At 59.8% G+C, this 23527-nt stretch carries 23 protein-coding genes; 13 read left to right on the plus strand and 10 right to left on the minus strand.

Going from position 1 to position 23527, the window contains the following annotated elements; all coding sequences use genetic code 11:
* Positions 1–176: 176 nt before the first annotated feature.
* The gene (gene trxB, locus K5R88_RS25655; RefSeq protein WP_008026963.1) at positions 177–1139 is read left to right on the plus strand and encodes a thioredoxin-disulfide reductase; all 963 of its coding nucleotides are present in this window, start codon (positions 177–179) and stop codon (positions 1137–1139) included.
* 153 nt (positions 1140–1292) lie between these two features.
* Here the strand turns inward: trxB and K5R88_RS25660 are convergent, their stop codons facing one another.
* From K5R88_RS25660 to K5R88_RS25690, 7 genes are all read right to left on the minus strand, one after another.
* A complete protein-coding gene (locus K5R88_RS25660) occupies positions 1293–2543 on the minus strand; it encodes a 2-aminoadipate transaminase (RefSeq protein WP_226298602.1) in 1251 nt (416 codons plus the stop codon).
* Between the two features lie 255 nt (positions 2544–2798).
* Entirely contained in the window at positions 2799–3137 is a 339-nt protein-coding gene (locus tag K5R88_RS25665) for a HopJ type III effector protein (RefSeq protein ID WP_008037347.1), read from the minus strand.
* Positions 3130–3426 (minus strand): DUF1244 domain-containing protein, encoded by a 297-nt coding sequence (locus K5R88_RS25670; protein ID WP_008026968.1) that lies wholly within the window; start codon positions 3424–3426, stop codon positions 3130–3132. The genes K5R88_RS25665 and K5R88_RS25670 overlap by 8 nt, the downstream gene beginning before the upstream one ends.
* Positions 3427–3494: 68 nt before the next feature.
* Positions 3495–3866 (minus strand): dihydroneopterin triphosphate 2'-epimerase, encoded by a 372-nt coding sequence (folX, locus tag K5R88_RS25675; protein WP_008026970.1) that lies wholly within the window; start codon positions 3864–3866, stop codon positions 3495–3497.
* 2 nt (positions 3867–3868) lie between these two features.
* Positions 3869–4444 carry a GTP cyclohydrolase I FolE gene (folE, locus tag K5R88_RS25680; protein ID WP_008026971.1) on the minus strand — a complete coding sequence of 192 codons (576 nt, stop codon included), beginning with the start codon at positions 4442–4444 and terminating at the stop codon, positions 3869–3871.
* Between the two features lie 21 nt (positions 4445–4465).
* Complete coding sequence (gene folM, locus K5R88_RS25685) at positions 4466–5176, minus strand: dihydromonapterin reductase (protein ID WP_226298603.1); 711 nt, start codon at positions 5174–5176, stop codon at positions 4466–4468.
* A 173-nt stretch (positions 5177–5349) separates the two neighbouring features.
* A complete protein-coding gene (locus K5R88_RS25690) occupies positions 5350–5919 on the minus strand; it encodes an antibiotic biosynthesis monooxygenase (RefSeq protein ID WP_226298604.1) in 570 nt (189 codons plus the stop codon).
* A gap of 175 nt (positions 5920–6094) precedes the next feature.
* On the opposite strand from K5R88_RS25690, the gene K5R88_RS25695 reads away from it, so the two are divergent.
* Complete coding sequence (locus K5R88_RS25695) at positions 6095–7090, plus strand: MerR family transcriptional regulator (RefSeq protein WP_207285264.1); 996 nt, start codon at positions 6095–6097, stop codon at positions 7088–7090.
* 1 nt (position 7091) lies between these two features.
* Here K5R88_RS25695 and K5R88_RS25700 read toward each other — a convergent pair whose 3' ends face one another.
* Positions 7092–7697: a hypothetical protein gene (locus K5R88_RS25700; RefSeq protein WP_192227748.1), complete on the minus strand. Its 606-nt coding sequence runs from the start codon at positions 7695–7697 to the stop codon at positions 7092–7094.
* A 54-nt stretch (positions 7698–7751) separates the two neighbouring features.
* The gene (locus K5R88_RS25705) at positions 7752–8228 is read right to left on the minus strand and encodes a PAS domain-containing protein (protein ID WP_008037334.1); all 477 of its coding nucleotides are present in this window, start codon (positions 8226–8228) and stop codon (positions 7752–7754) included.
* A 143-nt stretch (positions 8229–8371) separates the two neighbouring features.
* On the opposite strand from K5R88_RS25705, the gene K5R88_RS25710 reads away from it, so the two are divergent.
* From K5R88_RS25710 to K5R88_RS25745, 8 genes are all read left to right on the plus strand, one after another.
* Positions 8372–8827, plus strand: a complete 456-nt coding sequence (locus K5R88_RS25710; protein ID WP_008026983.1) for a flavodoxin — start codon at positions 8372–8374, stop codon at positions 8825–8827.
* Between the two features lie 223 nt (positions 8828–9050).
* Positions 9051–9833 (plus strand): class II aldolase/adducin family protein, encoded by a 783-nt coding sequence (locus tag K5R88_RS25715; RefSeq protein ID WP_207285263.1) that lies wholly within the window; start codon positions 9051–9053, stop codon positions 9831–9833.
* A complete protein-coding gene (locus K5R88_RS25720; RefSeq protein ID WP_008037329.1) occupies positions 9833–10735 on the plus strand; it encodes an alpha/beta fold hydrolase in 903 nt (300 codons plus the stop codon). The genes K5R88_RS25715 and K5R88_RS25720 overlap by 1 nt, the downstream gene beginning before the upstream one ends.
* A gap of 399 nt (positions 10736–11134) precedes the next feature.
* Complete coding sequence (locus K5R88_RS25725; RefSeq protein ID WP_008026988.1) at positions 11135–12046, plus strand: SDR family oxidoreductase; 912 nt, start codon at positions 11135–11137, stop codon at positions 12044–12046.
* A gap of 495 nt (positions 12047–12541) precedes the next feature.
* Positions 12542–14335, plus strand: coding sequence for a DUF1302 domain-containing protein (locus K5R88_RS25730; RefSeq protein ID WP_226298605.1), 1794 nt, complete (start codon positions 12542–12544; stop codon positions 14333–14335).
* Between the two features lie 23 nt (positions 14336–14358).
* Positions 14359–15726: a DUF1329 domain-containing protein gene (locus K5R88_RS25735; protein ID WP_223450720.1), complete on the plus strand. Its 1368-nt coding sequence runs from the start codon at positions 14359–14361 to the stop codon at positions 15724–15726.
* Between the two features lie 140 nt (positions 15727–15866).
* The gene (locus K5R88_RS25740) at positions 15867–18422 is read left to right on the plus strand and encodes a LuxR C-terminal-related transcriptional regulator (RefSeq protein ID WP_226298606.1); all 2556 of its coding nucleotides are present in this window, start codon (positions 15867–15869) and stop codon (positions 18420–18422) included.
* Between the two features lie 140 nt (positions 18423–18562).
* On the plus strand, positions 18563–18898 hold the full coding sequence (locus tag K5R88_RS25745; RefSeq protein ID WP_226298607.1) for a hypothetical protein: 336 nt from the start codon (positions 18563–18565) through the stop codon (positions 18896–18898).
* A gap of 25 nt (positions 18899–18923) precedes the next feature.
* On the opposite strand, the gene K5R88_RS25750 is transcribed toward K5R88_RS25745, so the two are convergent.
* Entirely contained in the window at positions 18924–19718 is a 795-nt protein-coding gene (locus tag K5R88_RS25750; RefSeq protein WP_008026998.1) for an IclR family transcriptional regulator, read from the minus strand.
* A 165-nt stretch (positions 19719–19883) separates the two neighbouring features.
* On the opposite strand from K5R88_RS25750, the gene hmgA reads away from it, so the two are divergent.
* Genes hmgA through maiA form a run of 3 tightly spaced genes read left to right on the plus strand, consistent with a single transcriptional unit; the run spans position 19884 to position 23144 of the window.
* On the plus strand, positions 19884–21188 hold the full coding sequence (gene hmgA, locus K5R88_RS25755) for a homogentisate 1,2-dioxygenase (protein WP_223415055.1): 1305 nt from the start codon (positions 19884–19886) through the stop codon (positions 21186–21188).
* Between the two features lie 3 nt (positions 21189–21191).
* Positions 21192–22496 (plus strand): fumarylacetoacetase, encoded by a 1305-nt coding sequence (gene fahA / locus K5R88_RS25760; RefSeq protein ID WP_008027000.1) that lies wholly within the window; start codon positions 21192–21194, stop codon positions 22494–22496.
* Positions 22497–22508: 12 nt separating this feature from the next.
* Positions 22509–23144 carry a maleylacetoacetate isomerase gene (maiA, locus tag K5R88_RS25765; protein ID WP_226298608.1) on the plus strand — a complete coding sequence of 212 codons (636 nt, stop codon included), beginning with the start codon at positions 22509–22511 and terminating at the stop codon, positions 23142–23144.
* Positions 23145–23527: the final 383 nt, after the last annotated feature.

The following is a 23527-nucleotide window of genomic DNA, read 5'->3' on the forward strand; positions in this document are numbered from 1 at the left end:
TGGATTGTTAAACCGTATTTCCTTAATCTTCGCCCCCTCGATACGCTGCACCCAATCTTTTTACAGGACTGTCGAGTTCAAGCCTTCCCCAAGTGCTTTCAACGGTCCTTTTTTATTCCCGCCGGCAATCCGGCGTTCCGCGCCAGGTATTCCGGGCCGGTCAACAGGAGCAGGTCATGTCTGAAGTCCGTCATTCGCGAGTGATTATTCTCGGTTCCGGCCCTGCCGGTTACAGCGCCGCGGTGTATGCCGCCCGTGCCAACCTCAAGCCACTGCTGATCACCGGCATGCAAGCCGGCGGTCAACTGACCACCACCACCGAAGTCGACAACTGGCCGGGCGATGTCCACGGCCTGACCGGCCCGGCGTTGATGGAGCGGATGCGTGAGCACGCCGAGCGCTTTGAAACCGAGATCGTTTTCGATCACATCAATGCCGTGGACTTCGCCGCCAAGCCTTACACCCTGACCGGCGACAGCGCGACTTACACCTGCGACGCCCTGATCATCGCCACCGGCGCCAGCGCTCGTTACCTGGGCCTGCCATCGGAAGAAGCGTTCATGGGCAAAGGCGTTTCGGCCTGCGCGACCTGCGACGGTTTCTTCTACCGCAACAAGCCAGTGGCCGTGGTCGGTGGCGGTAACACCGCTGTCGAAGAAGCCCTGTACCTGGCCAACATCGCCAGCACCGTGACCCTGATCCACCGTCGCGAAACCTTCCGCGCCGAGAAGATCCTGATCGACAAGCTCAATGCTCGTGTTGCCGAAGGCAAGATCATCCTGAAGTTGAACTCGAACCTGGACGAAGTCCTGGGCGACAACATGGGCGTGACCGGTGCTCGCCTGAAGAACAACGACGGCAGCTTCGACGAGCTGAAAGTCGACGGCGTGTTCATCGCCATCGGCCACACCCCGAACACCTCGCTGTTCGAAGGCCAGCTGACGTTGAAAGACGGCTACCTGGTGGTGCACGGCGGCCGTGAAGGCAATGCGACCGCGACCAACGTTGAAGGCATCTTTGCTGCCGGTGACGTGGCTGACCACGTTTACCGTCAAGCGATCACCTCGGCCGGTGCTGGTTGCATGGCGGCACTGGACACCGAGCGTTACCTCGACGGTCTGCAGAACGCTTCGTTCTGATTCCGTTGAACTGAAAAAACCGGCTTCGGCCGGTTTTTTTGTGCCGCTCATTTTGCTTGTCCTGTAGGAGCCGGCTTGCTGGCGATGCAGGCGGCGCGGTGCTCCTGTCATACCGAGTCGACTGGATCGCCAGCAAGCCGGCTCCTACAAGGATCAGGTCAGCTTTTTCAGGCACGCTTCCAGGATGTCGAGGCCTTCTTCCAGCACTGCCGCCTCCGTGGTCAACGGCGCCAGCAGCCGGATGATGTGCCGCGACTTGCCGCTAGGCATCAGCAGCAACCCCGCTTCACGGGCCAGGGCCAGCAGTTGTGTCAGCTGCGCCGGGGCGGGTGTGCCGTCGGCGTTGGCCAGTTCGATGCCGCGCATGGCGCCGACACCGGTCAGGCGTCCGAGATAAGGGGAAACCTCGTTGGCTCGCCAGGCTTCGTAGCGGCTGACGATCGCTTCTTCCTGCTGCGAACCCCAGGCGTGCAGGTTGGCATCGGTCATTTCATCCAGCGTCGCCAACGCAGCGGCGCAGGCGATCGGATTGCCCGAGTAAGTGCCGCCCAGTCCGCCCTTGGGCAAAGTGTCGAGCAGCGACTTGCGCCCGACCACCGCCCCCAGCGGCACGCCGCCGGCAATGCTTTTGGCCAGCAGGATCAGGTCCGGCTCGATGCCCAGTCGCGAGAACGCAAACCGCTGGCCTGTGCGGCCGAAGCCGGACTGAATTTCATCGGCGATCAGCAGGATGTTCTTTTCATCACAGAACTTGCGCAAGGCCTGAGCGAACTCGACATCCATCGCCAGGAAACCGGCCTCACCCTGCACAGGCTCGACGATAAAACACGCCACGTCGTCGACATCGATCTCGACGCTGAACAGCCGATCCATCGCCTTCAACGCTTCGGCGCAGGTCACGTCGTTGTCCTTGCTCGGGTAGGGCAAGTGGAACACCGGACCGGGCAACACGCCGACCTTCTGTTTGTAGGGGGCGACTTTGCCATTGAGGTTGAGAGTGGCGAGGGTGCGCCCGTGGAAGGCGCCGTCGAAAGCGATGACGGCCGTGCGACCGGTCGCGCCCCGGACGATCTTCAAGGCGTTTTCCGCTGCTTCCGCGCCGCTGTTGGTGAGCATGCCGCTGACCGGGTAATCCACCGGGATGAACGCGGCCAGACGCTCCATGAGTTCGAGGTAAGGCACGTGCGGGGCGGCGTTGAACGCGTAATGCGTCAACCGGGTGGCTTGTTCGCGAATGGCCTCGACGATGCGCGGGTGGCAATGGCCGAGGTTCAACACGCCGATGCCGCCGACAAAGTCGATGTAGCGTTTGCCCTCGGTGTCCCAGACCTCGGCATTTTTGCCGTGGCTGAGCGTGACAGGGTGCACGATGTTGATCGACCGGCTGATGGTTTCGCTGCTCATGGATGACCGACTCTGAAGAAGGGATGCTTCTTTTTATCTAAGCCGTGAGCAGTGGTGCCCGGCAAACGAAATAAAGTTGCCGGATCAATCTTAAAAGTCGGGATGTGGTTTGAGCGTTGTGCAAATTTTTTCGAAACAACGCAAAACCATTGTAGGAGCCGGCTTGCTGGCGATGGGGCCCTTAAGTCTTGCATCGACATTGAGGACGCCATCGCCAGCAAGCCGGCTCCTACAGTGGGAGGTGTTGCTCAGAAATCAGCGGCGGGTCAGGGGTTGCTGGGTGAACTTCACACCGGCCAATCCATGGGCAATCAACGCGCGGATGTTGCCGTGATCGCTGCCTTCTGGGGTGGCTACGACGGAGCGGTAATGCTCGCCGAATGCCAACAGTGCTTCTTCATCGCTCAACCCTTCCAGCAGCGCCAGGCCCAGGGTCTTGCACGAACCTTCGTTTTGCCCGGCGGCGTTTTCCACGCCACCGTTGTTGAACGCCTGTGGCTGGTAGTCATAACCGGCGGCGATGAAGGCCAGGGTGTCGGCAAAAACGTGTTCGCCGCTCTTGAGGCTGGCGCGCAGGGTGTTCAAATCACTCATTGGGTTTTCCTTTGGCGAACGCTGCTTGTTGCTCGGCGCTGGCTTCTTGCTGATATTGGGCTTTCCACTCGGCGTACGGCATGCCGTAGACGACTTCACGGGCGTCGTCGAGGCTGACCTCGATCTGACGTTCGTCAGCCGCGGCCTTGTACCATTTGGACAGGCAGTTGCGGCAGAAACCCGAGAGGTTCATCAGGTCGATGTTCTGCACATCCTTGCGGCTGTCCAGGTGCGCGACCAGTCGGCGGAAGGCGGCGGCTTCAAGTTCGAGGCGTTGTTGGTCAGTCATGATGGGCTCTGTGCTGTTCAGTCGTGCGCGAGATAATAAAAGTCTGGCGAGCAATGCGCCAGACGCGGTCAGCGGCTCGCGGCCAGGGTGATCGACACTGACTCGGCGAAACGCAGGGCGTGGGGCTTGTCGACTTCGACCTCGGCGTACAGCACCGACTCATTGGCCATGACCAGATCGAGAATTTCCTGGGTCAGGCGTTCGAGCAGGGCAAAGCGATTGCCTTCCACGTGAGCGATGATCGCTTTGGTGATGGTCCGGTAATTCAGCGCGTGATCGATGTCGTTGTCACGCACCGCTTCCTGGGCTGCATACAGGATCGTCAGGTTGATCAGCACGTCCTGCTTGTTGAGGATTTCATCCTCGTTGATCCCGATGAACGTCCGCAGGCACAGGTCCTTGACCCGGATGCGTGCCATTCCTGGTTGAAGTTGTGGCATTGCTACTTGCTCCGTCCAATCAATTGCAGGAACTCCTGACGGGTGTTGCTCGACTCGCGGAAGGCGCCGAGCATCACCGAGGTGTTCATGGTCGAATTCTGTTTCTCGACGCCGCGCATCATCATGCACATGTGCTGTGCCTCGATGACCACCGCGACACCGGCGGCACCGGTCACTTGTTGCACCGCGTCGGCGATTTGCCGGGTGAGGTTTTCCTGGATCTGCAGGCGACGGGCAAACATGTCCACCAACCGCGCAATCTTCGACAGGCCCAGCACTTTACCCGTGGGAATATAAGCCACATGCGCCTTGCCGATGAAGGGCAGCAGGTGATGTTCACAGAGTGAGTACAGCTCGATGTTGTCGACAATGATCATTTCATCGTTGTCGGAAGCGAACAACGCGCCGTTGACGATTTCTTCGACACATTGCTCGTAACCATGACACAGGTACTGCATGGCTTTGGCTGCGCGCGCCGGCGTATCGAGCAGGCCTTCGCGGTCGGGATTTTCACCGAGGCCGATGAGGATCTCGCGGTAGTTCTGGGACAGGGCGTTCTGGGGCCGGGATAACGTCATGAAATATCCTCGCGGGGCACCTTACTTGAGGTGCCGCCCGCCGTTGACGGTCAGGGTCGTGCCGGTGACATAAGGGTTGTCGAGCAAATAACGCAGGCTTTGGTAGATCACGTCGCTACCGGGTTCGATACCCAATGCGGATTTGGCCAGAGCCTTGGCGCGGTACGCCGCGTCGTCGTCAGGGTTGAACAGTAGCAGGGCAGGGGCGATGCCGTTGACCTTGATGTCAGGCGCGTACTTCGCCGCGAAGGACAGGGTCAGGCTGTCGAGCCCGGCTTTACTGGCGCAGTAGCCGATGTGCTTGCTGCTGCCCTTGCGCGTGACGTCATCGCTGATGTGCACGATGTCCGCCGGGGTCGAGCGTTGCAACAAGTCGGCACAGTGCAGGTTGATCAGGTAGGGCGCCAGCATGTGCACGCTGAACATGCGGGTAAACGCTGCAGCGTCGGTGTCCGGCGTTTCGGCCAGCCATTCGGATGCGTTGTGAATGATCGCCCGCAGGCAGTCGGTGTGGGTTTTCAGTTCGCTGATGAAGGCGAGAATCCCGCCCTCGCTGGAAAAGTCGGCGAGGATTGCCGTCGCCCCCAGATCACGCAATGCCTGTATGCCGGGGCGTTCAGTGCGATAGCTGAAGATCAGCGCATGGCCGTCTTCGAGCAATCGCTGCGCACAGTGCAGGCCGACACGCTGGCCGGCACCGGTGATGAGGATCGGGGCGGATGAAGAGGTCATGAACGGCTCGCGTCGCGGTAAGAGCAAAACTATACCAGCGACGAGCCGTGAGGTGGCTTTTGTAGGAGCGTGCGGCGCGGCGATCCGACTTGCTCGCGAAAGCGGTGTAACAGTCGACAAAATATGTTGAACGGTACATCGCTTTCGCGGGCAAGCCTCGCTCCTACAAGGGCTCAGTGATTTTGGGAGGACGGCTCGGCGGGCAACCGTCGTTGCGGTGTACTTTGCAGCCAACCCGCCAACAAACGGGTCGACAGCGGAATAAAGAAGTAGACCATCAACGGCGTCAGACACAGCGTGCTGATGAATTCCCGAGGCAGCAGGCTCATTTCGCCGAGCAACGGCCCCAGTACGAAGTTGAACAACAACGACACCGGGAAGAACGCCAACCAGATTGCCACGGCCTGTTTCCAGCGCGGTGGACGTTGGCCGACAGCACCGAACCAGCCTTCGATGCCGCTCACGCGATGTTCCGTCTTATGCGCAAACAAGTCGCTGCCGCGCGCGAGCCAGGCGGTACGCGAGGCCGAATGCTCCCAGGCGTGCATGGTCTGCGCGTTGGCGAAGCGGAAAATGATCTGGAATTCGTCATCGTCGGGCGGCGGGGCGAGCACGCCTGAGCCGAGATAACCCTGGAAGTCGGTGGCCAGTTGTTCGCCTTCGCGCAACCAGGTCATCAGGTCCTGATAACGCCCATCGGTGACGCGGCGCGCAACCATCAGCGTGACGGGGGAGGTAGACATTATGTATCTCCGTATGACAATCGCGTTACTCCGGATAGGAGTTTCGCCAGGCGCAGCGCCGGGGTGGTGGGCTGCGTCTCGGAACAAGCAAGGATTGGTCCGGATTCTACAGGTTATGGCAGCGACAATCGTCGTTCATCAATGTATTGAATGGTGATGGGGCAAGAGAGGTAGAATGGGATCCAATTTATACGCGGACGTTGACTGCCCTATGCCTGTCTTGACTGAAGATGTCGCTGGTTTGCCGCGTGCTCTTTCCATAGAAAAGGAAGAACTGTTTCCGATCCGTGAAGTGTCACGGCTGACGGGCGTCAATCCGGTCACCTTGCGGGCGTGGGAGCGACGTTATGGTCTGATTCAGCCAATGCGCACCGAAAGCGGGCATCGCTTGTACGCAATGACCGATATCGAGCGGGTCCGCAGCATCCTGGGCTGGATCGAACGTGGCGTCGCCGTCAGCAAGGTCGGCAAGATACTGGCCAAGACTGCCCCGCTTCAAGCGTTGTCGCACATCATCCCCAACGAACTGGTGCAGGCTGACTACGCGCAGTGGCAGGAACAAGTCAAAGCGGCGGTGAGCGTGTTCGATGAGGTGCAACTGGAGCAGGTCTATGGGCAGATCTTTTCCAGTTACCCCCTGACCGTGGCGTTTCAGGACATTCTGATGCCACTCTGGAAGCAATTTCTGCAACGTCAGGAAGTGTTCGGCCAGGCCAGCGAGTGGCTATTCCTGGACGGTTTTTTGCGTTCACGGGTATTACAGCGGCTGCTGCTGGTGCGCGTCATGCAGCCACGGCGCGTGATTGTCTGTCCCCTGAACGATCAATGTCGTGAACTCGAACTGTTGGTCACGGCGTTGTTTTTGAGCAGTGTCGATTCGGCCATTCAATTGCTGGCGGTTGGTCAGCCCTTTGATGAACTGGCGCTGGTCTGCGAAAGGGTCAAGCCCCAGGCGTTGGTGCTGTTTTCCAATCACGCGCCCACTAGCGATTTGCCGCGACGTTTGAATCGTCTGGCGATGAGCCTGGATTGCCAGTTGATGCTGGCCGGTGACGCGTCGGAACTGTCGCAGGAGAGCCTGGACGGATCGTCCATCGGCTGCCTGGGTAACGAAGGAGTGGTGATGCGTCAGCGCCTGAAACAGTTCCTGGCAGGCAACCTGGATACCTGAATCACAGATGCAGGGTCGGGTGGGTCAGTCGATGCTGCTGAAGGATGTACTGGCGAAGGCGCTCGGTTTCATCCTTGTCGCTCTGACTCAACTGATAGGCAAAGAAGCCGTTCTCGGTTTCTCTCTCGAAGGTGCCGCGCAACGCGATACGTTCGTAGCCTGACGGGCTGAACCACAACGCGAAATGCTTGGGCGGTTTGGTCTTGTTGCGAACTTCCAGCAAAACCCCTTTGAACGACACTTCATGCACCCACATCGTGCCGGGATGGCCGGCGGCATTTTCCAGGGCGACCGGTTCTTCGAGGAGCAGGCGCCATGGCCGGACCAACGGTCCGTCTTCATAAATGCTGGGGACGCCGAGGCGTAAATGCAGCGCGTGAAATTCGTCTTCCACCAGATGCAGCGGGAAGGTCATTTGCTGATTTTCGAAGTTGGCCTGGATCGTGACTTGCTCATGAGCAGCAAGGCGCGTGAGCAGGTCACGGATTTGCGAACCACCATTTACAAGCAGACTCGACGTCGCATCCCGCACATTGAGTTGCGGGTTGTGTTGCATGGTCTGGATAAAATCCAGCTCATCCTGGGTCAGGAGTGCGTCGCGCTGCATGATGGGCTCGAAAGGAAAAGTAACAAAGTCATCGGTGATTGTAGTTAATGACAATCAATTCTCGGTTTTGTTTGCGCCGTTCGTCGGTTTGAGCGCGGCGAGCTCGGCCTGAAGCTCTGCCACTTGCGCTTCAAGCTGCGCTACCCGCTGCTGCGCCTTGACCTGCACGGTGACGTCCTTTTGCACGCCGACAAAATACGTCTGACCGTCACTCGGGTTTTTCACCGTAGAAAGCGACAGCTCATTCCAGAAGGGCGTGCCGTCCTTGCGGTAGTTGCGCAGGATTTCCCGGCAGGAGCCGCCACTGCTCAACGCATTGCGAATCAAGGGCAGCGCTTCCTGGTCGCGGTCACCTGATTGCAGAAAGCGGCAATCCTGGTAGAGGATTTCTTCGCTGGTGTAACCGGTCAACCGTTCGAACGCCGGGTTGACGTAAATCAGGATGTTGTCGTGTTCACCTTCTTTTTCGGCAATCACGATGCCGTCGTTGGACGCGTCAATCACCATTTGCAGCAGTTGTGCGTTGATCATCGGAGAATCCTTTCCAGATTGATTGAGCGCAGCATTCTAAAAGAACTCTAGCGGCCTTCAATGCTTAATGAGAGCTAATCGCAGCTTTTTTGCTGTGGCTGTTAATATCCCTCATCTTTTTACTCAGCTTCAGGATCAGATTGATGAAAGTCGCCATTTTTTCGGGCTCGGTGTACGGCACGGCTGAAGAAGTCGCTCGCCACGCTGCGAATATTTTGAAAACCGCGGGCTTCGAAACCTTTCACAACCCGCGCGCCAGCCTTGCCGATGTACAGGCGTTTGGCCCGCAAGCCTTCCTGGCAGTGACTTCGACCACGGGCATGGGCGAACTGCCGGACAACCTGCAACCGTTGTATTTCGCCATTCGCGATCAATTGCCGGCCGCCTGGCGTGGTTTGCCGGGCGCGGTGATCGGCCTGGGCGATGCGAGCTACGGCGATACGTTCTGCGGCGGCGGTGAGCTGATGCGCGAGCTGTTCGGCGAACTGGGCATCCGCGAAGTGCTGCCGATGCTGCGCCTGGATGCCAGCGAAAGCGTCACCCCGGAAACCGATGCCGAACCCTGGCTGGCGGAACTCGTCACCGCTCTGCGCGGCTGACTGGCCATTCGCGAAGCAAGGCAAGCCAGGATTGTGCCGATTCGGGGCTGCGGAACCGGTTCGATGCCCCCTTGTTGGCGGCGGTACTTTGACATGGATCCAAGCTGTCTGGCGCAGTGACTCGCTAGGTCATCAAGCTGGCTGCCAATGCAACTACATGAACCCCGGGGGCTGACTAGACTGCTAAACGTGAGCAAAACAATAAGAACAGGAGTTCCTTGTCGTGAGCGTAGCCCCCGTCCAATCGCCCCACAGTGTCAAAGACCAGGTCAGTGCCGCCGAGTGGCAGACCCGCGTCGATCTGGCCGCCTGTTATCGTCTGGTCGCCCTGCATGGCTGGGATGATCTGATCTTCACGCACATTTCCGCCAAGGTGCCAGGCACTGAAGATTTCCTGATCAACCCGTTTGGGTTGATGTTCCACGAGATTACCGCGTCGAGCCTGGTCAAGGTCGATCAGGCCGGCAACAAGCTGATGGACAGCCCTTACGAGATCAACCCGGCGGGCTACACCATCCACAGCGCCGTGCACGAAGTGCGGCACGATGTCGTCTGTGTATTGCACACGCACACGGCGGCCGGCGTTGCGGTGTCGGCGCAGAAGCAAGGCGTTTTGCCGATCAGCCAACAGTCGCTGTTTGTTCTGTCGAGTCTGGCGTATCACGCCTATGAAGGCGTTGCGCTGAACCACGAAGAGAAGGCGCGGCTGCAGGCCGACCTCGGTGAAAACAATTTCCTGATGCTGCACAACCATGGGTTGCTGACCTGCGGCGGCACCATCGCCGACACGTTCCTGATGATGTTCACCTTCCAGCGCGCCTGCGATATCCAGGTGCTGGCACAGAACGGTGGCGCGGAACTCATCGCCATCGAACCGCAGATTCTGGCGGGCGCCAAGGCGATGATCGCCGGCGTCACCAAAAGTGCACAAGGGATGGGCGGCGCACTGGCCTGGCCGGCGCTGCTGCGCAAACTCGATAAACAAGACGCGGGATATAAACTCTGATGCCTCTCGCCGAGATCCCCCTGTGTGTCTGGCGCAAGCGCAGCCAGACGTTCGACTTTCGTGATCAGACGGTGCGTTACTGGACGGCAGGGCAGGGTGAGCCGCTGTTGCTCATTCACGGCTTCCCGACCGCCAGTTGGGACTGGCACTACCTGTGGCAGCCGCTGGCCCAGCGTTATCGGGTGATTGCCTGCGACATGCTCGGTTTCGGCGATTCAGCCAAACCGGTGGATCATGAATACAGCCTGCTGGAGCAGGCCGATCTGCAACAGGCATTGCTGGAGCATTTGAACGTCGAGCAACCGGTGCACGTGCTCGCCCACGATTATGGTGACAGCGTGGCTCAGGAACTGTTGGCCCGGCATTACGAGGCGCGCATTCATCTCGCCAGTTGCGTGTTCCTCAATGGGGGGCTGTTTCCTGAAACCCATCGCCCGGTACTGATGCAAAAACTGTTGCTCAGCCCGGTGGGCTGGATGATCGGCCGCGCGTTTTCCCGTGATGCGCTGGTGAAGAGTTTCCGCCAGATTTTCGGACCGCAGAGCCGTCCGACCGAGAGTGAGATGGATGATTTCTGGAGCCTGATCGACAGCAATCACGGGCCACGGATCATGCACAAGCTGATTGCCTACATCCCCGAGCGCAGGGTTCAGCGCGAGCGTTGGGTGAGTGCCATGCAGCGCGGCGAAGTGCCGTTGCGGGTGATCGATGGCGAGGTCGATCCGATCTCCGGCGGGCATATGGTCGAACGCTATCGGGAGCTGATCCCGAACCCGGACACGGTCCTGCTGCCCGGCATCGGTCATTACCCGCAAACCGAAGCACCGGCTCAGGTGCTCAAGCATTATCTGGCGTTTCGCGACCGGCTGATTTCAACGCCGCTGAAAGTGGCCTGTTCGTAGACATCACCGCAACCTTGCCGGCGATGGCGTCCTTGAGGGTTGTGGTGCCTGTTGGATTGCCATCGCCAGCAAGCCGGCTCCTACAGGTTTTGTGTGTTTGGTGAGGTGGTGTTCATCCCAATTCTTGCCGGCGAATGCGTTCTTGAGGGTTGTGGTGTCTGTCGGATTGCCATCGCTGGCAAGCCAGCTCCTACAGTGTTTTTGTGGTGTTTGATGAGTTTGGGGCACCCCGGTCCTGTAGGAGCCGGCTTGCTGGCGATGGGCCGTGACTCGGTCCACGCGCTCATCATCCCCCCGCCTTATCGAGCACCATTCAGCCTACCCCGTGTTCATTGTGACCCGCGGCGCCTTGCCTGAGACTCGGACTTATTGTCCCTCGGCCTGCTGGAGTCCCCCCTAATGAATGAGCCTGTGCGCTTCGAAGATAAAGTCGTGATCATCACCGGAGCCGGTGGTGGCCTGGGCCGCGCTCATGCGCTGTTGTTCGCGAAACAGGGCGCCAGGGTGCTGGTCAACGATCTCGGTGGCTCGGCGCAAGGTGAAGGTGCAAACGCTTCGGCAGCAGACCGCGTAGTCGCGGAAATTCGTGAGGCTGGCGGCACTGCCGAAGCGAACCATGACTCCGTCACCGACGGCGACAAAATCGTCCAGAACGCCCTCGACGTTTTCGGTCGGGTCGACGTAGTGGTTAACAACGCCGGGATCCTGCGGGACAAGACTTTCCACAAAATGGACGATGCCGATTGGGACCTGGTCTATCGCGTCCACGTCGAAGGCGCCTACAAAGTTACCCGCGCCGCCTGGCCGCACATGCGCGAGCAAAATTACGGTCGCGTGATCTTCACGGCATCGACCTCGGGGATTTACGGCAACTTCGGCCAGTCCAACTACGGCATGGCCAAGCTCGGCCTCTACGGCCTGACCCGCACCCTGGCCATCGAAGGCCGCAAAAACAACATCCTGGTCAACGCCATCGCGCCTACCGGCGGCACCCGCATGACCGAAGGCCTGATCCCGCCGCAAGTGTTCGAACAACTCAAGCCGGAACTGGTCAGCCCGCTGGTGGTGTACCTCGCCAGCGAAAACTGCCAGGAAACCTCGGGGCTGTTTGAGGTCGGTGGCGGCTGGATGGGCAAGGTGCGTTGGGAGCGCAGCCTCGGCGCCGGGTTCGATCCACGGGTCGGGTTTTCACCGGAAGATGTGGCGGCGCACTGGCAGCAGATCTGCGACTTCGAAGGCGCAGCGCATCCAAAGGACAACATCGAGGCACTGAAGGAAATGATGGGCAATTTGCAGAAGTATTCCCTCTGATTCCTTCGCCTCGCGCAGGGCTCGCCTGAGTTCTGCCTCCGCGCAAAACCATCGCCCATAAAAAAGGCCGCTGCAAACGCAGCGGCCAAAGTGAGACGTTGGATCAAGGAGCTACAAATCAACGTCAGTGAACACGGGGCGATGAGTCGAAACCTTCGACACATCTGAAATCTGTCGCCAATGGCGCGGACTGATCACACGCCATCGCTGTGTGCTGTCAGGCTGTTTGCCGTGAAAGCCCGACAAGAATAAGCGCTTGAGTCCAAAGGAAAAATAGCGATTCCAGACATGCAGTATTGCAGCCTGGGCAACAGTCTCGCGCTCATGCATCCGGCTGATGAACCTCCATCCACTTCATCCATACCTCGCGCAACTCCCCGCGCCGCAAGGCCATTCATCCTTTAGAGCGACACAACGAATACCTCCTTGGTGCGCTTATCGCTCCCGACCTGCGGCAGTAGGGTGTGGCCTTCTGTCACTCACCGGGGAAGACGCATGACAAAAACAACAATGCGCGCCATCTTCACGCCGCAGGCGCTGGCCGCTGCGGTTGCCTTGGGTTGCTGTGCCCAGGCGCAGGCCGTTTCATTCAACATTGGCGAAATCGAGGGGACATTCGACTCCTCGCTGTCCGTCGGCGCGAGTTGGGGCATGCGCGATGCCGATAAATCGCTGGTGGGCATCGTCAACGGCGGGACCGGCCAGGCGTCGACCGGTGACGACGGGCGTCTGAACTTCAAGAAGGGCGAAACCTACTCCAAGATCTTCAAGGGTATTCACGACCTCGAACTGAAGTACGGCGACACCGGCATGTTCGTCCGTGGCAAGTATTGGTACGACTTCGAACTGAAGGACGAAGACCGCGAATTCAAGCCGATCAGCGATCACAATCGCAAGGAGGGTTCCAAGTCTGCCGGCGCGCAGATCCTCGATGCGTTCGTCTATCACAACTATTCCATCGCCGATCTGCCGGGCACCCTGCGCGCGGGTAAACAGGTGGTCAGTTGGGGCGAAAGTACCTTCATCGGCAACTCGATCAACAGCATCAACCCGGTCGACGTTTCAGCGTTCCGCCGTCCTGGCGCAGAAATCAAGGAAGGCCTGATTCCGGTGAACATGCTGTTCGCCTCCCAGGGCCTGACCGACAGATTGACGGTGGAAGGTTTCTATCAACTGGAGTGGGACCAGACCGTTCTCGACAACTGCGGCACCTTCTTCGGCGGGGACGTGGCGGCAGACGGCTGCAACACGGGGTACACGGTCGCCAGCCCGGCGATTGCACCGTTGCAACCGATCGCTGCCGCTTTTGGCCAAGGCTTCCAGGTCGGCAAGGAAGGGGTGATCGTGCCCCGTGGCGGCGACCGCGACGCCCGCGACTCCGGGCAATGGGGCACGGCGTTGCGCTGGCTGGGTGATGACACCGAGTACGGCCTGTACTTCATGAACTACCACAGCCGCACGCCGAATGTCGGCACCACCACTGCCGGGGCGGGGACGCTGGCACGCATTCCGGCCATCGTCGGTACCGCCAACGCCATCGCACCCGGCTCTGGTTCGGCCTTGGCCCAGAGCGTGATGCTCGGTCGCGGTCAGTACTATCTCGAATACCCGGAAGACATCCGCCTCTACGGCGCGAGTTTCTCCACCACCTTACCGACCGGCACCGCATGGACCGGCGAGATCAGCTATCGCCCCAACGCACCGGTGCAGGTCAACAGCACCGACCTGACACTGGCCTTGCTCAACCCGATTGCCGGCGGCGCTGCTTCGCCAATCGCCACCCGGCCAGGCGCGGACAACAAAGGTTATCGCCGCAAGGAAGTGACGCAGATCCAGAGCACCCTGACGCACTTCATCGATCAGGTCGCAGGTGCGGACCGTCTGACCCTGGTGGGTGAGGCGGCCGTTGTTCACGTCGGCGGGCTGGAAGACAAAAGCAAGCTGCGTTACGGCCGCGACTCGGTCTACGGACAGTACGGTTTCCGCGGTGATACCGACGGTTTTGTCACCTCGACATCCTGGGGCTACCGCGCCCGCGCGATCCTTGATTACAACAACGTCATCGCCGGGATCAATTTCAAACCCAACCTGTCGTGGTCCCATGACGTCGCCGGTTACGGCCCCAACGGGCTGTTCAACGAAGGCGCCAAGGCCATCAGCGTCGGCGTCGATGCGGACTATCGCAACACCTATACCGCGAGCTTGAGTTACACCGATTTCTTCGGCGGTGACTACAACACCCTGGAAGATCGCGACTTCCTGGCGCTGAGCTTTGGCGTGAACTTCTGATCTGGCTGAGAAGGATGATTTCAATGCGCAAAATGATTCTGCAATGCAGCGTTCTGGCCCTGAGCCTGTTGGCCGTCGATGTAATGGCTGCGGTGTCGCCGGACGAAGCCAACAAACTCGGTACCAGCCTGACGCCGTTGGGCGCCGAGAAGGCGGGTAATGCCGATGGCTCGATTCCGGCCTGGACCGGCGGCATCCCGAAAAACGCGGGCGCGGTGGACAGCAAAGGGTTCCTTGCCGACCCGTTCGCCAATGAAAAACCGCTGTTTACCATCACGGCGGCAACCGTCGACAAGTACAAGGACAAGCTCTCCGACGGCCAGATCGCGATGTTCAAACGCTACCCGGAGACCTACAAGATCCCGGTCTATCCGACCCACCGTACAGTGGCCTTGCCAGCGGACATCTACGAGTCGGCCAAGCGCAGCGCGCTGAATGTAACGCCGATCAACGACGGCAATGGCCTGGCCAATTTCACCGGCAATCGCTACTACGCGTTTCCGATTCCGAAGAACGGCGTTGAGGTGATCTGGAACCACGTTACCCGTTATCACGGCGGTAATTTGCGTCGCACCATCACCCAGGCCACGCCGCAGTCCAATGGCGATTTCACGGTGATCCGCTTCAAGGATGAAGTCGCCGTGCCTTCGCTGCTGGGGGACTTGAAACCCGGCAGCGACGACAACGTGCTCAGCTACTTCAAGCAGGAAGTCACGGCGCCAGCGCGGTTGGCCGGCAACGTGTTGCTGGTTCACGAGACACTCGACCAGGTCAAGGAACCGCGCAAGGCCTGGATCTACAACGCCGGCCAGCGTCGCGTGCGGCGTGCGCCGCAGGTGGCCTATGACGGCGTCGGCACCTCGTCCGACGGGTTGCGCACCACCGACAACTTCGACATGTTTTCCGGCGCACCGGATCGCTATGACTGGAAGCTGATCGGCAAGAAGGAAATGTACATCCCTTACAACAGCTACAAGCTCGACTCGCCCAACCTCAAGTACACCGATGTGATCAAGGCCGGGCATATCAATCAGGACCTCACACGCTACGAGCTGCACCGGGTCTGGGAGGTGGTCGCCACGGTCAAGCCCAACGAACGGCACGTGTACGCCAAGCGTCACATGTACATCGACGAAGACAGCTGGCAGGTGGCACTGGCCGATCACTATGACGGTCGCGGTCAGCTGTGGCGTGTGGCCGAAGGTCATGCCCAGTTCTACTACGATCACCAGGTGCCGGCCTACACCGTTGAAGCGCTGTACGACTTGATCGCCGGTCGCTACATCGCACTGGGGATGAAGAACGAGGAGAAGCACAGCTTCGAATTCGGCATCGATGCCAAAGCAGGTGACTACACGCCAGCAGCGCTGCGGAGTACAGGGGTGAGGTAATCATTCCTACAGGCTCTACAGAAAAAGGTGACTTTGCGGTCACCTTTTTTATAGGTGTCGATAAGTGTGTTGAATACTTCTTCAACAAGCTGTGTAGAGAGGGCTAGGGTGGCGCCACAATTATAAAAAGGCGCACCACTATGACCGCCATGACCCCGTGTCTGGACCGTCCTGGACTTCTGCCCCGTTTGTCGTCCCATCACCAGTCTCGCGAGCGGCTGATCGAGCCGTTGATGGCCTCGACCGCACGCGTGAAATTGCTCTGTGCGCCGGCGGGCAGTGGCAAGAGTGCGCTGCTGATCGAATGCCTGTTGCAGGCGCCCGAGCAGTGCCGGGTCTGTTGGTTGCCGTTGGCGGGGGCGCCGATGGAGGCTGCCGATTTTCGGCAGCGGCTGGCCCACGCGTTGGGATTGGCCGCGGCGGACGAATCCGCATTGCTGTCATCGCTGGCTCAATGGCAGACGCCGACCTGGCTGTGCCTCGATGACTATTGCCGCACGCCCAACCCGGAGCTGGACCTGCTGCTCGACCGGTTGCTGGCCATCAGCAGCCCGATGATTACCTGGTGGCTCAGTGGTCGCCGCCGCCCGCAATGCAATTGGCCACGCTTGTTGCTCGCCGATGAGCTGTACGACTGCGAGCGCGCCACGCTGGCCTTCACTCAAACGGAAATTGCCCGACTGCTGCATCATCTGGAGCCGGAGCAGGCAGCGAAACGTGCCAGCAGGATCATCGAACTCAGCGGTGGCTGGTGCGCGGGGGTGCGGATAGCGCTGCTGCAAAAATGCGACTGGTCGCGCAACGAGTCGCTGCACGGTCGGCCGGACACCCTGCACGATTACCTCGAACACGAATTGTTCGGCATGCTGACCCCGGAGCTGGCGGAAGCCTGGCGGGTGCTGGCCCATTTGCAGCGATTTAATGCGCGGTTGTGCGACCACCTGTTCGGTGCAGGCGAGGGCGCCCAATGCCTGAGCACGTTGCAGGCGTTGGGCTGCTTCATCGAGCCCTGGCAGGACTCGACCGACTGGCTGCAGATTTTCACCCCCCTCACGCAATTGATGCGCGAAGAGCAATGGCCGGCGGGACGTTCCTGGCATCGCCGCGCTTGTCAGTGGTTCGCCGCCGAACTGGACTGGAAAGCTGCGTTTGAACAAGCCTTGCTGGCCGAAGAGTTCGAGGTCGCGGTCAGCCTGTTGCAGCATTTCAGTTTCGAGCACCTGTTCGAAGAGCAGACCGTGGTGCTGTTGTTGCGTCTGCATGAACACAAAGGCGACGAGCTGATGCTTGGCTCGCCGCAACTGGTGGGGTTGATCACCGCGGCGTTGCTGTTTGCCGGGCGGTTCGAGCAGGCGGGTGAGTGCATCGGGCATTTGTCTCGTTTCGCCCCTCAGCCGTCGGCGTTGCATCAACGGCAGCTGATGGCGCGTTGGCAGGCGATGCAGGGTTGGCTGTTGCATTTGCAGGGGCGCATGGAGCCTTCGCGCGCGCATTTGCTTGAGGCACTCGACGAACTCGACCCCTCGCTCTGGACGGCTCGGCTGATGTGCCTGTCAGCGCTGACCCAGCAAGCCTTGCTCAGGGGCGAGCTCGACGTGGCGCAGGCGACCAACCGTGAGGCGTTGTGCCTGGCGCGTGCGCAAGGTTCGCTGGTGTTCGAGGGGCTGCTGGAACTCGATCATGCGCAATTGCTCGAGCAGCGTGGAGCGTCCGGCCGGGCTGAAACCCTGCTGGCCAACATGCATGGCTTGCTCGTTCAGCAGCAACCGCTGGCCCAACCGCTGCTGGGGCGGATTGCCTTGCAGCGCGGACGCTTGAGCCTGTGTCAGGGACGAGAGACGCAGGCGGCCGCGTACTTCGAGAGCGGCTTGCAAATCTGCCTGCGCAGCCAGGACAAACGCGTGCTTTACGGTTTCCTCGGCCTCGCGCAATTGGCCGCCAATCGCCAGGACTACGCCCAGGCTTTTGTCCTGCTGCGTGACGCCGAACGATTGATGCAACAGCGGCGGATTCCAGACACGGTCTACCGCAGTGTTCTGCTGCAATACAGCTGCCATTTCTGGCTACAGCAGGGCCGTCCGGATTTGGCCCATGAAGCCCTGACCCGGGTGCTGCGCCACTATCACGGCGTCCATGCTCGTCAGGCGCCACCGGCGACGCTGGAGCTGATTCCCGGCCTTGAATACCTGCTGGTGCTGACCGAAGTGTATCGAGGGCAGGCGCCAAACCCTCTGGTGCAGCTCGAGGCTCAGTTGCACTGGGCGCGCCAACGGGGAATGGCGGGGCTGCAAGCGCAATTGCACCTGGCGCTGGCAGAAGTGGCCTGGCTGACGGGCGACACGCCTGCCGCTCGCGAGGCGATGCAGGAAGGTTTGGCGCTGGTCGAGCGCTGCAATCTTCAACAGGCCCTGCGCGATCTGCAATTGCGTCAACCACGCTTGCCGGAGGCGATCGGGCGTACCGAGTCGGGTAACCCTGCTGAACCGTTGGCTTCGGTCCAGAACCGCTTGAGTCAGCGTGAAATAGAAGTGCTTGAGTTAGTCGCCCTGGGTAACTCCAATCAACAGATAGCTGATCAGTTGTTCATATCGTTACATACCGTTAAAACCCATGCGCGGCGGATCAATGGGAAGTTGGGTGTAGAGCGAAGGACTCAGGCTGTGGCCAAAGCCAAAGTTCTGGGGATTGTTATTTGAAGTGTTCGGTATGTTTACGTCTGCATACAAGTTGCGGGGTGTACTAAGTTAATTGAGTTGTTTATAAAGTGGGCGTCGGCCCGTCAATCAGTGTTTATATTTTTTGAATGTGTTTTGGCCGACTTCCATTATTAGTAAGGATGCTATTTGTGAGTAATAAGTTGCTGGAAGAAGTAGGTAAGAAACTGGCTGAGGTGTTCGGTCATATGGGGTATTCTATTCATGTCGATGAGACCTACCTGAATTCGGTAGTGGTCAATGATGAGGGCAAACAGGTAGTTGATTACTCCGAGAGTTTGAGCTGGGCTATCATGGAAAAAGTGCAGGCGGATGAGTTGCCGGCTTTCAATGAAGTTTACGCAGGTATCTTTTCCGAACGGTGGACTTTTGATAAAGCTGATCGAGTTGTCGGTTTGGATATTATCGATCTTAATAATGCAGGTCGGGTTGTGGTCGAGTCCTACCGAAGCAAGTAATCACTGCAGTAGGCTGACAACTTAGTTAGCCAGTGAAAGCGGATGGCTCATAGCCCATTCGCCAACTCACGGCCCGCGTCGCCGCCAGCAATCGCTGCGCCGCCGGGCCGTTTTCGTCGGCGTGAAACAGTGACGCCGGGCCAACGATGGTCATGACGGCCACCACATTTCCCACCGCGTTGAATACCGGGGCCGACAACGCATCGACGCCGGGCATCAACAAACCATGCACATGGTGCAGGCCGCGCTCGCGGATCTGTTCACACAAGGTCACATAAGCCTGATCGTCCGCCAACGTATGGGAATTGCTTGCCAGCACTTCCTGCTCGCGCAAATCCACCGTTTCACGCTTGGGCAGATAAGCGCCAAACACCAATCCCGTGGATGAACTGAGCAACGGCAACACAGAGCCCAATTGCGTCACCACGGTCACCGCGCGCACCGCCGGTTCGATATGCACCACGGTTGCGCCCTGATTGCCCCACACCGCCAAAAAACACGTTTCATTCAATTCATCGCGCAGTTCGGCCAGGGGCAGGGCGGCGACTTTCAGCACGTCCATACTGTTAAGTGCGGCCAACCCCACGCGCAGCGCTTCGCGACCCAGACCGTAATGGTTGGTGGCGGTGTTCTGTTCGGCAAAACCGCTGGCGATCAACGCCTGTAGATAGCGGTGAACCTTGCTTGCCGGCATCTGCACATGCTCGGCCAGGCGCGACAGTGAAGTCGATGGCGACAACTCGGCCAGTGCCTTGAGGATGTCGGTGCCGACCTCGGCCGAGCGGACTTTCTGTTTGTCGTTGTTGCGCGGCGTTTCCATGGAGGCAGTCTGATCCCGGGACGAATGGGCGTCTTTATAGCTTGACGGTCAATACCAATCAAATTACGTTATGCGTAATTGAATTACGATAAAAATAACCCAGGCGTGCCGAGACCTCTGCAACAGAGTGACAGGCCATTGCCTACTCCCTGTTCAGGAGGCTCCATGAACCTCGATTCAACGGCGCCCGCGCTGGCTTATCAGTCCGGTTTCGGCAATGAGTTCAGCAGTGAAGCGTTGCCCGGCGCACTGCCCGTCGGCCAGAACTCCCCGCAAAAAGCCCCATACGGCCTCTACACCGAACTGTTCTCCGGCACCGCGTTCACCATGGTTCGCGCCGAAGCGCGGCGGACCTGGATGTACCGCATTCAGCCGTCGGCCAATCACCCGGCGTTCGTCAAACTGGATCGGCAACTGGCCGGCGGACCGTTGGGTGAAGTGACCCCCAATCGCTTGCGCTGGAACCCGTTGGACATCCCGACCGAGCCCACCGATTTCATTGACGGGCTGGTGAGCATGGTTGCCAATTCGGCGGCGGAAAAACCGGCCGGAATCAGCATTTACCATTACCGTGCCAACCGCTCCATGGAGCGCGTGTTCTTCAACGCGGATGGCGAACTGCTGCTGGTGCCGGAGCTGGGCCGCCTGCGCATTGCCACCGAACTGGGTGTGCTGGAACTCGAACCGCTGGAAATTGCCGTGCTGCCGCGCGGTCTGAAATTTCGCGTCGAACTGCTCGACCCGCAGGCGCGCGGCTACATTGCGGAAAACCACGGCGCGCCATTGCGCCTGCCGGACCTCGGACCGATTGGCAGCAACGGTCTGGCCAATCCACGGGACTTCCTGACCCCAGTCGCCCATTACGAAAACCTCAAGCAGCCGACCACCCTGGTGCAGAAATTCCTCGGCCAGTTGTGGGGTTGCGAGCTCGATCATTCGCCGCTGAACGTGGTCGCCTGGCACGGTAATAACGTGCCGTACAAATATGACCTGCGCCGTTTCAACACCATTGGCACGGTCAGCTTCGATCATCCGGATCCTTCGATTTTCACCGTCCTGACTTCGCCGACCAGCGTCCATGGCCTGGCCAATCTCGACTTCGTGATCTTCCCGCCACGCTGGATGGTCGCCGAAAAAACCTTCCGTCCACCGTGGTTCCACCGCAACCTGATGAACGAATTCATGGGCCTGATCAAGGGCGAGTACGACGCCAAGGCCGAAGGCTTCGTGCCCGGCGGTGCGTCGCTGCACAGCTGCATGAGTGCCCACGGCCCCGACGGCGAAACCTGCACCAAGGCAATCAACGCGCAGCTCGCACCCGCGAAAATCGACAACACCATGGCCTTCATGTTCGAGACCAGCCAGGTGCTGCGCCCGAGCCGCTTCGCCCTCGACTGCCCACAGCTGCAACCCCATTACGACGCCTGCTGGGCCACGCTGCCCGCTACTTTCGACCCGACCCGGAGATAACCCATGACTCAGACTTCCATCACTCGTAGCTGGGTTGCCTCCGCCAACGGCCATGTCGACTTCCCCCTGCAAAACCTGCCGCTGGGCGTGTTCAGCGTGAAGGGTTCTGCGCCGCGCAGTGGCGTGGCGATTGGCGAACACATCTTTGATCTGCAAGCAGCTCTGGACGCCGGCCTGTTCGACGGCGCTGCAAAAGCGGCGGTCGAAGCCACCCGTGGCGGTCAGCTCAATGCGTTTTTCGAACTCGGCCGCGAGGCTCGTGTTGCCCTGCGTGAGCGCTTGATCGAACTGTTCAAGGAAGGCAGCACCCTGCACGGCAAGATCGAAGCCCAAGGTGCAAAACTGCTGCCGCTGGCGGCGAACTGCGAGATGCACCTGCCGGCGAAAATCAACGATTACACCGACTTCTACGTCGGCATCGAGCACGCGCAAAACGTCGGCAAACTGTTCCGTCCCGACAACCCGCTGCTGCCGAACTACAAGTACGTGCCGATCGGTTACCACGGCCGCGCATCGACCATTCGCCCGTCCGGCACCGACGTTCGCCGTCCGAAAGGCCAGACCCTGCCGGCCGGTCAGACCGAACCGACCTTCGGCCCGTGTGCACGGCTGGACTACGAACTGGAACTGGGCATCTGGATCGGCCAGGGCAACGACATGGGCGACTCGATTGCCATCGGCGACGCCGCCGATCACATCGCCGGTTTCTGCCTGCTCAACGACTGGTCCGCGCGGGATATCCAGGCGTGGGAATACCAGCCTCTGGGGCCGTTCCTGTCGAAGAGTTTCATTACCAGCATCTCGCCATGGGTGGTGACGGCCGAAGCGCTGGAGCCGTTCCGTCGTGCGCAACCGGCGCGTCCGGAAGGTGATCCGCAGCCGCTGCCTTACCTGTTCGACAAACGTGACCAGGCCGCGGGTGCCTTCGACATCGAACTGGAAGTGCTGCTGCTGACCGAAGGCATGCGCGAGCAGAACCTGCCGGCCCATCGCCTGACCCTGAGCAACACCCGACACATGTACTGGACCGTGGCGCAAATGGTCGCGCACCACAGCGTCAACGGCTGCCAGTTGCAGGCCGGCGATCTGTTCGGCTCGGGCACTTTGTCGGGGCCGGAAAACGGTCAATTCGGCAGCCTGCTGGAAATCACCGAGGGCGGTAAAAAGCCGATCGAACTGGCCTCCGGCGAAGTGCGTAAATTCCTTGAGGACGGCGACGAAATTATCCTGCGCGCCCGTTGCAGCCGCGACGGTTTTGCCTCCATCGGTTTCGGCGAATGCCGCGGCAAAGTGCTGCCGGCGCGTTAAGAGGAACGGGTCATGGAACTCTATACCTACTACCGTTCGACCTCGTCTTACCGGGTGCGTATCGCATTGGCGTTGAAGGGCCTGGATTACCGGGCGCTGCCGATCAACCTGATCGCGCCGCCGGGTGGTGAGCATCGCCAGCCACCGTATCTGGCGATCAATCCGCAAGGCCGGGTGCCGGCCTTGCGCACCGACGAAGGCGAGTTGCTGATCCAGTCTCCGGCGATCATCGAGTACCTGGAGGAACGTTATCCACAGGTGCCACTGCTGTCCAAAGACCTCGCCGCTCGCGCGCATGAGCGCGGTGTGGCGGCGGTGATTGGCTGCGACGTGCATCCGCTGCACAACGTCAGCGTGCTCAACAGGCTGCGGCAGTTGGGCCACGATGAACCGCAGGTGGTCGAGTGGATCGGGCACTGGATCAGCCAAGGGCTGGTGACGGTGGAACAGTTGATTGGTGATGAAGGTTATTGCTTCGGCGCTGAACCGGGGCTGGCGGATGTGTACCTGATTCCGCAGTTGTACGCGGCTGAACGTTTCAACATTTCGCTGGAGGCGTATCCACGGATTCGTCGAGTGGCGACGCTGGCCGCGACGCATCCAGCGTTCATGAAAGCGCACCCGGCCAATCAGCCAGACACTCCTTGAAAACATCACACCGCCCCCTGTAGGAGCGAAGCTTGCTCGCGATGAACGATGACGCGGTGTTCCTGACTGACCGCGGCGTCTCAATCGCCAGCAAGCCGGCTCCTACAGGTTCAAATACCGCACAATTCCCTGTAGGAGCGAAGCTTGCTCGCGAAGAACGATAACGCGGTGTTCCTGACTGACCGCGGCGTTTGAATCGCCAGCAAGCCGGCTCCTACAGGTTCAAATACCGCACAATTCCCTGTAGGAGCGAAGCTTGCTCGCGAAGAACGATAACGCGGTGTTCCTGACTGACCGCGGCGTTTGAATCGCCAGCAAGCCGGCTCCTACAGGTTCAAATACCGCACAATTCCCTGTAGGAGCGAAGCTTGCTCGCGAAGAAC

Origin of the sequence: Pseudomonas sp. MM213 (assembly GCF_020423045.1) — a bacterium.
In the GTDB taxonomy this organism is placed as follows: Bacteria; Pseudomonadota; Gammaproteobacteria; order Pseudomonadales; family Pseudomonadaceae; genus Aquipseudomonas; species Aquipseudomonas migulae.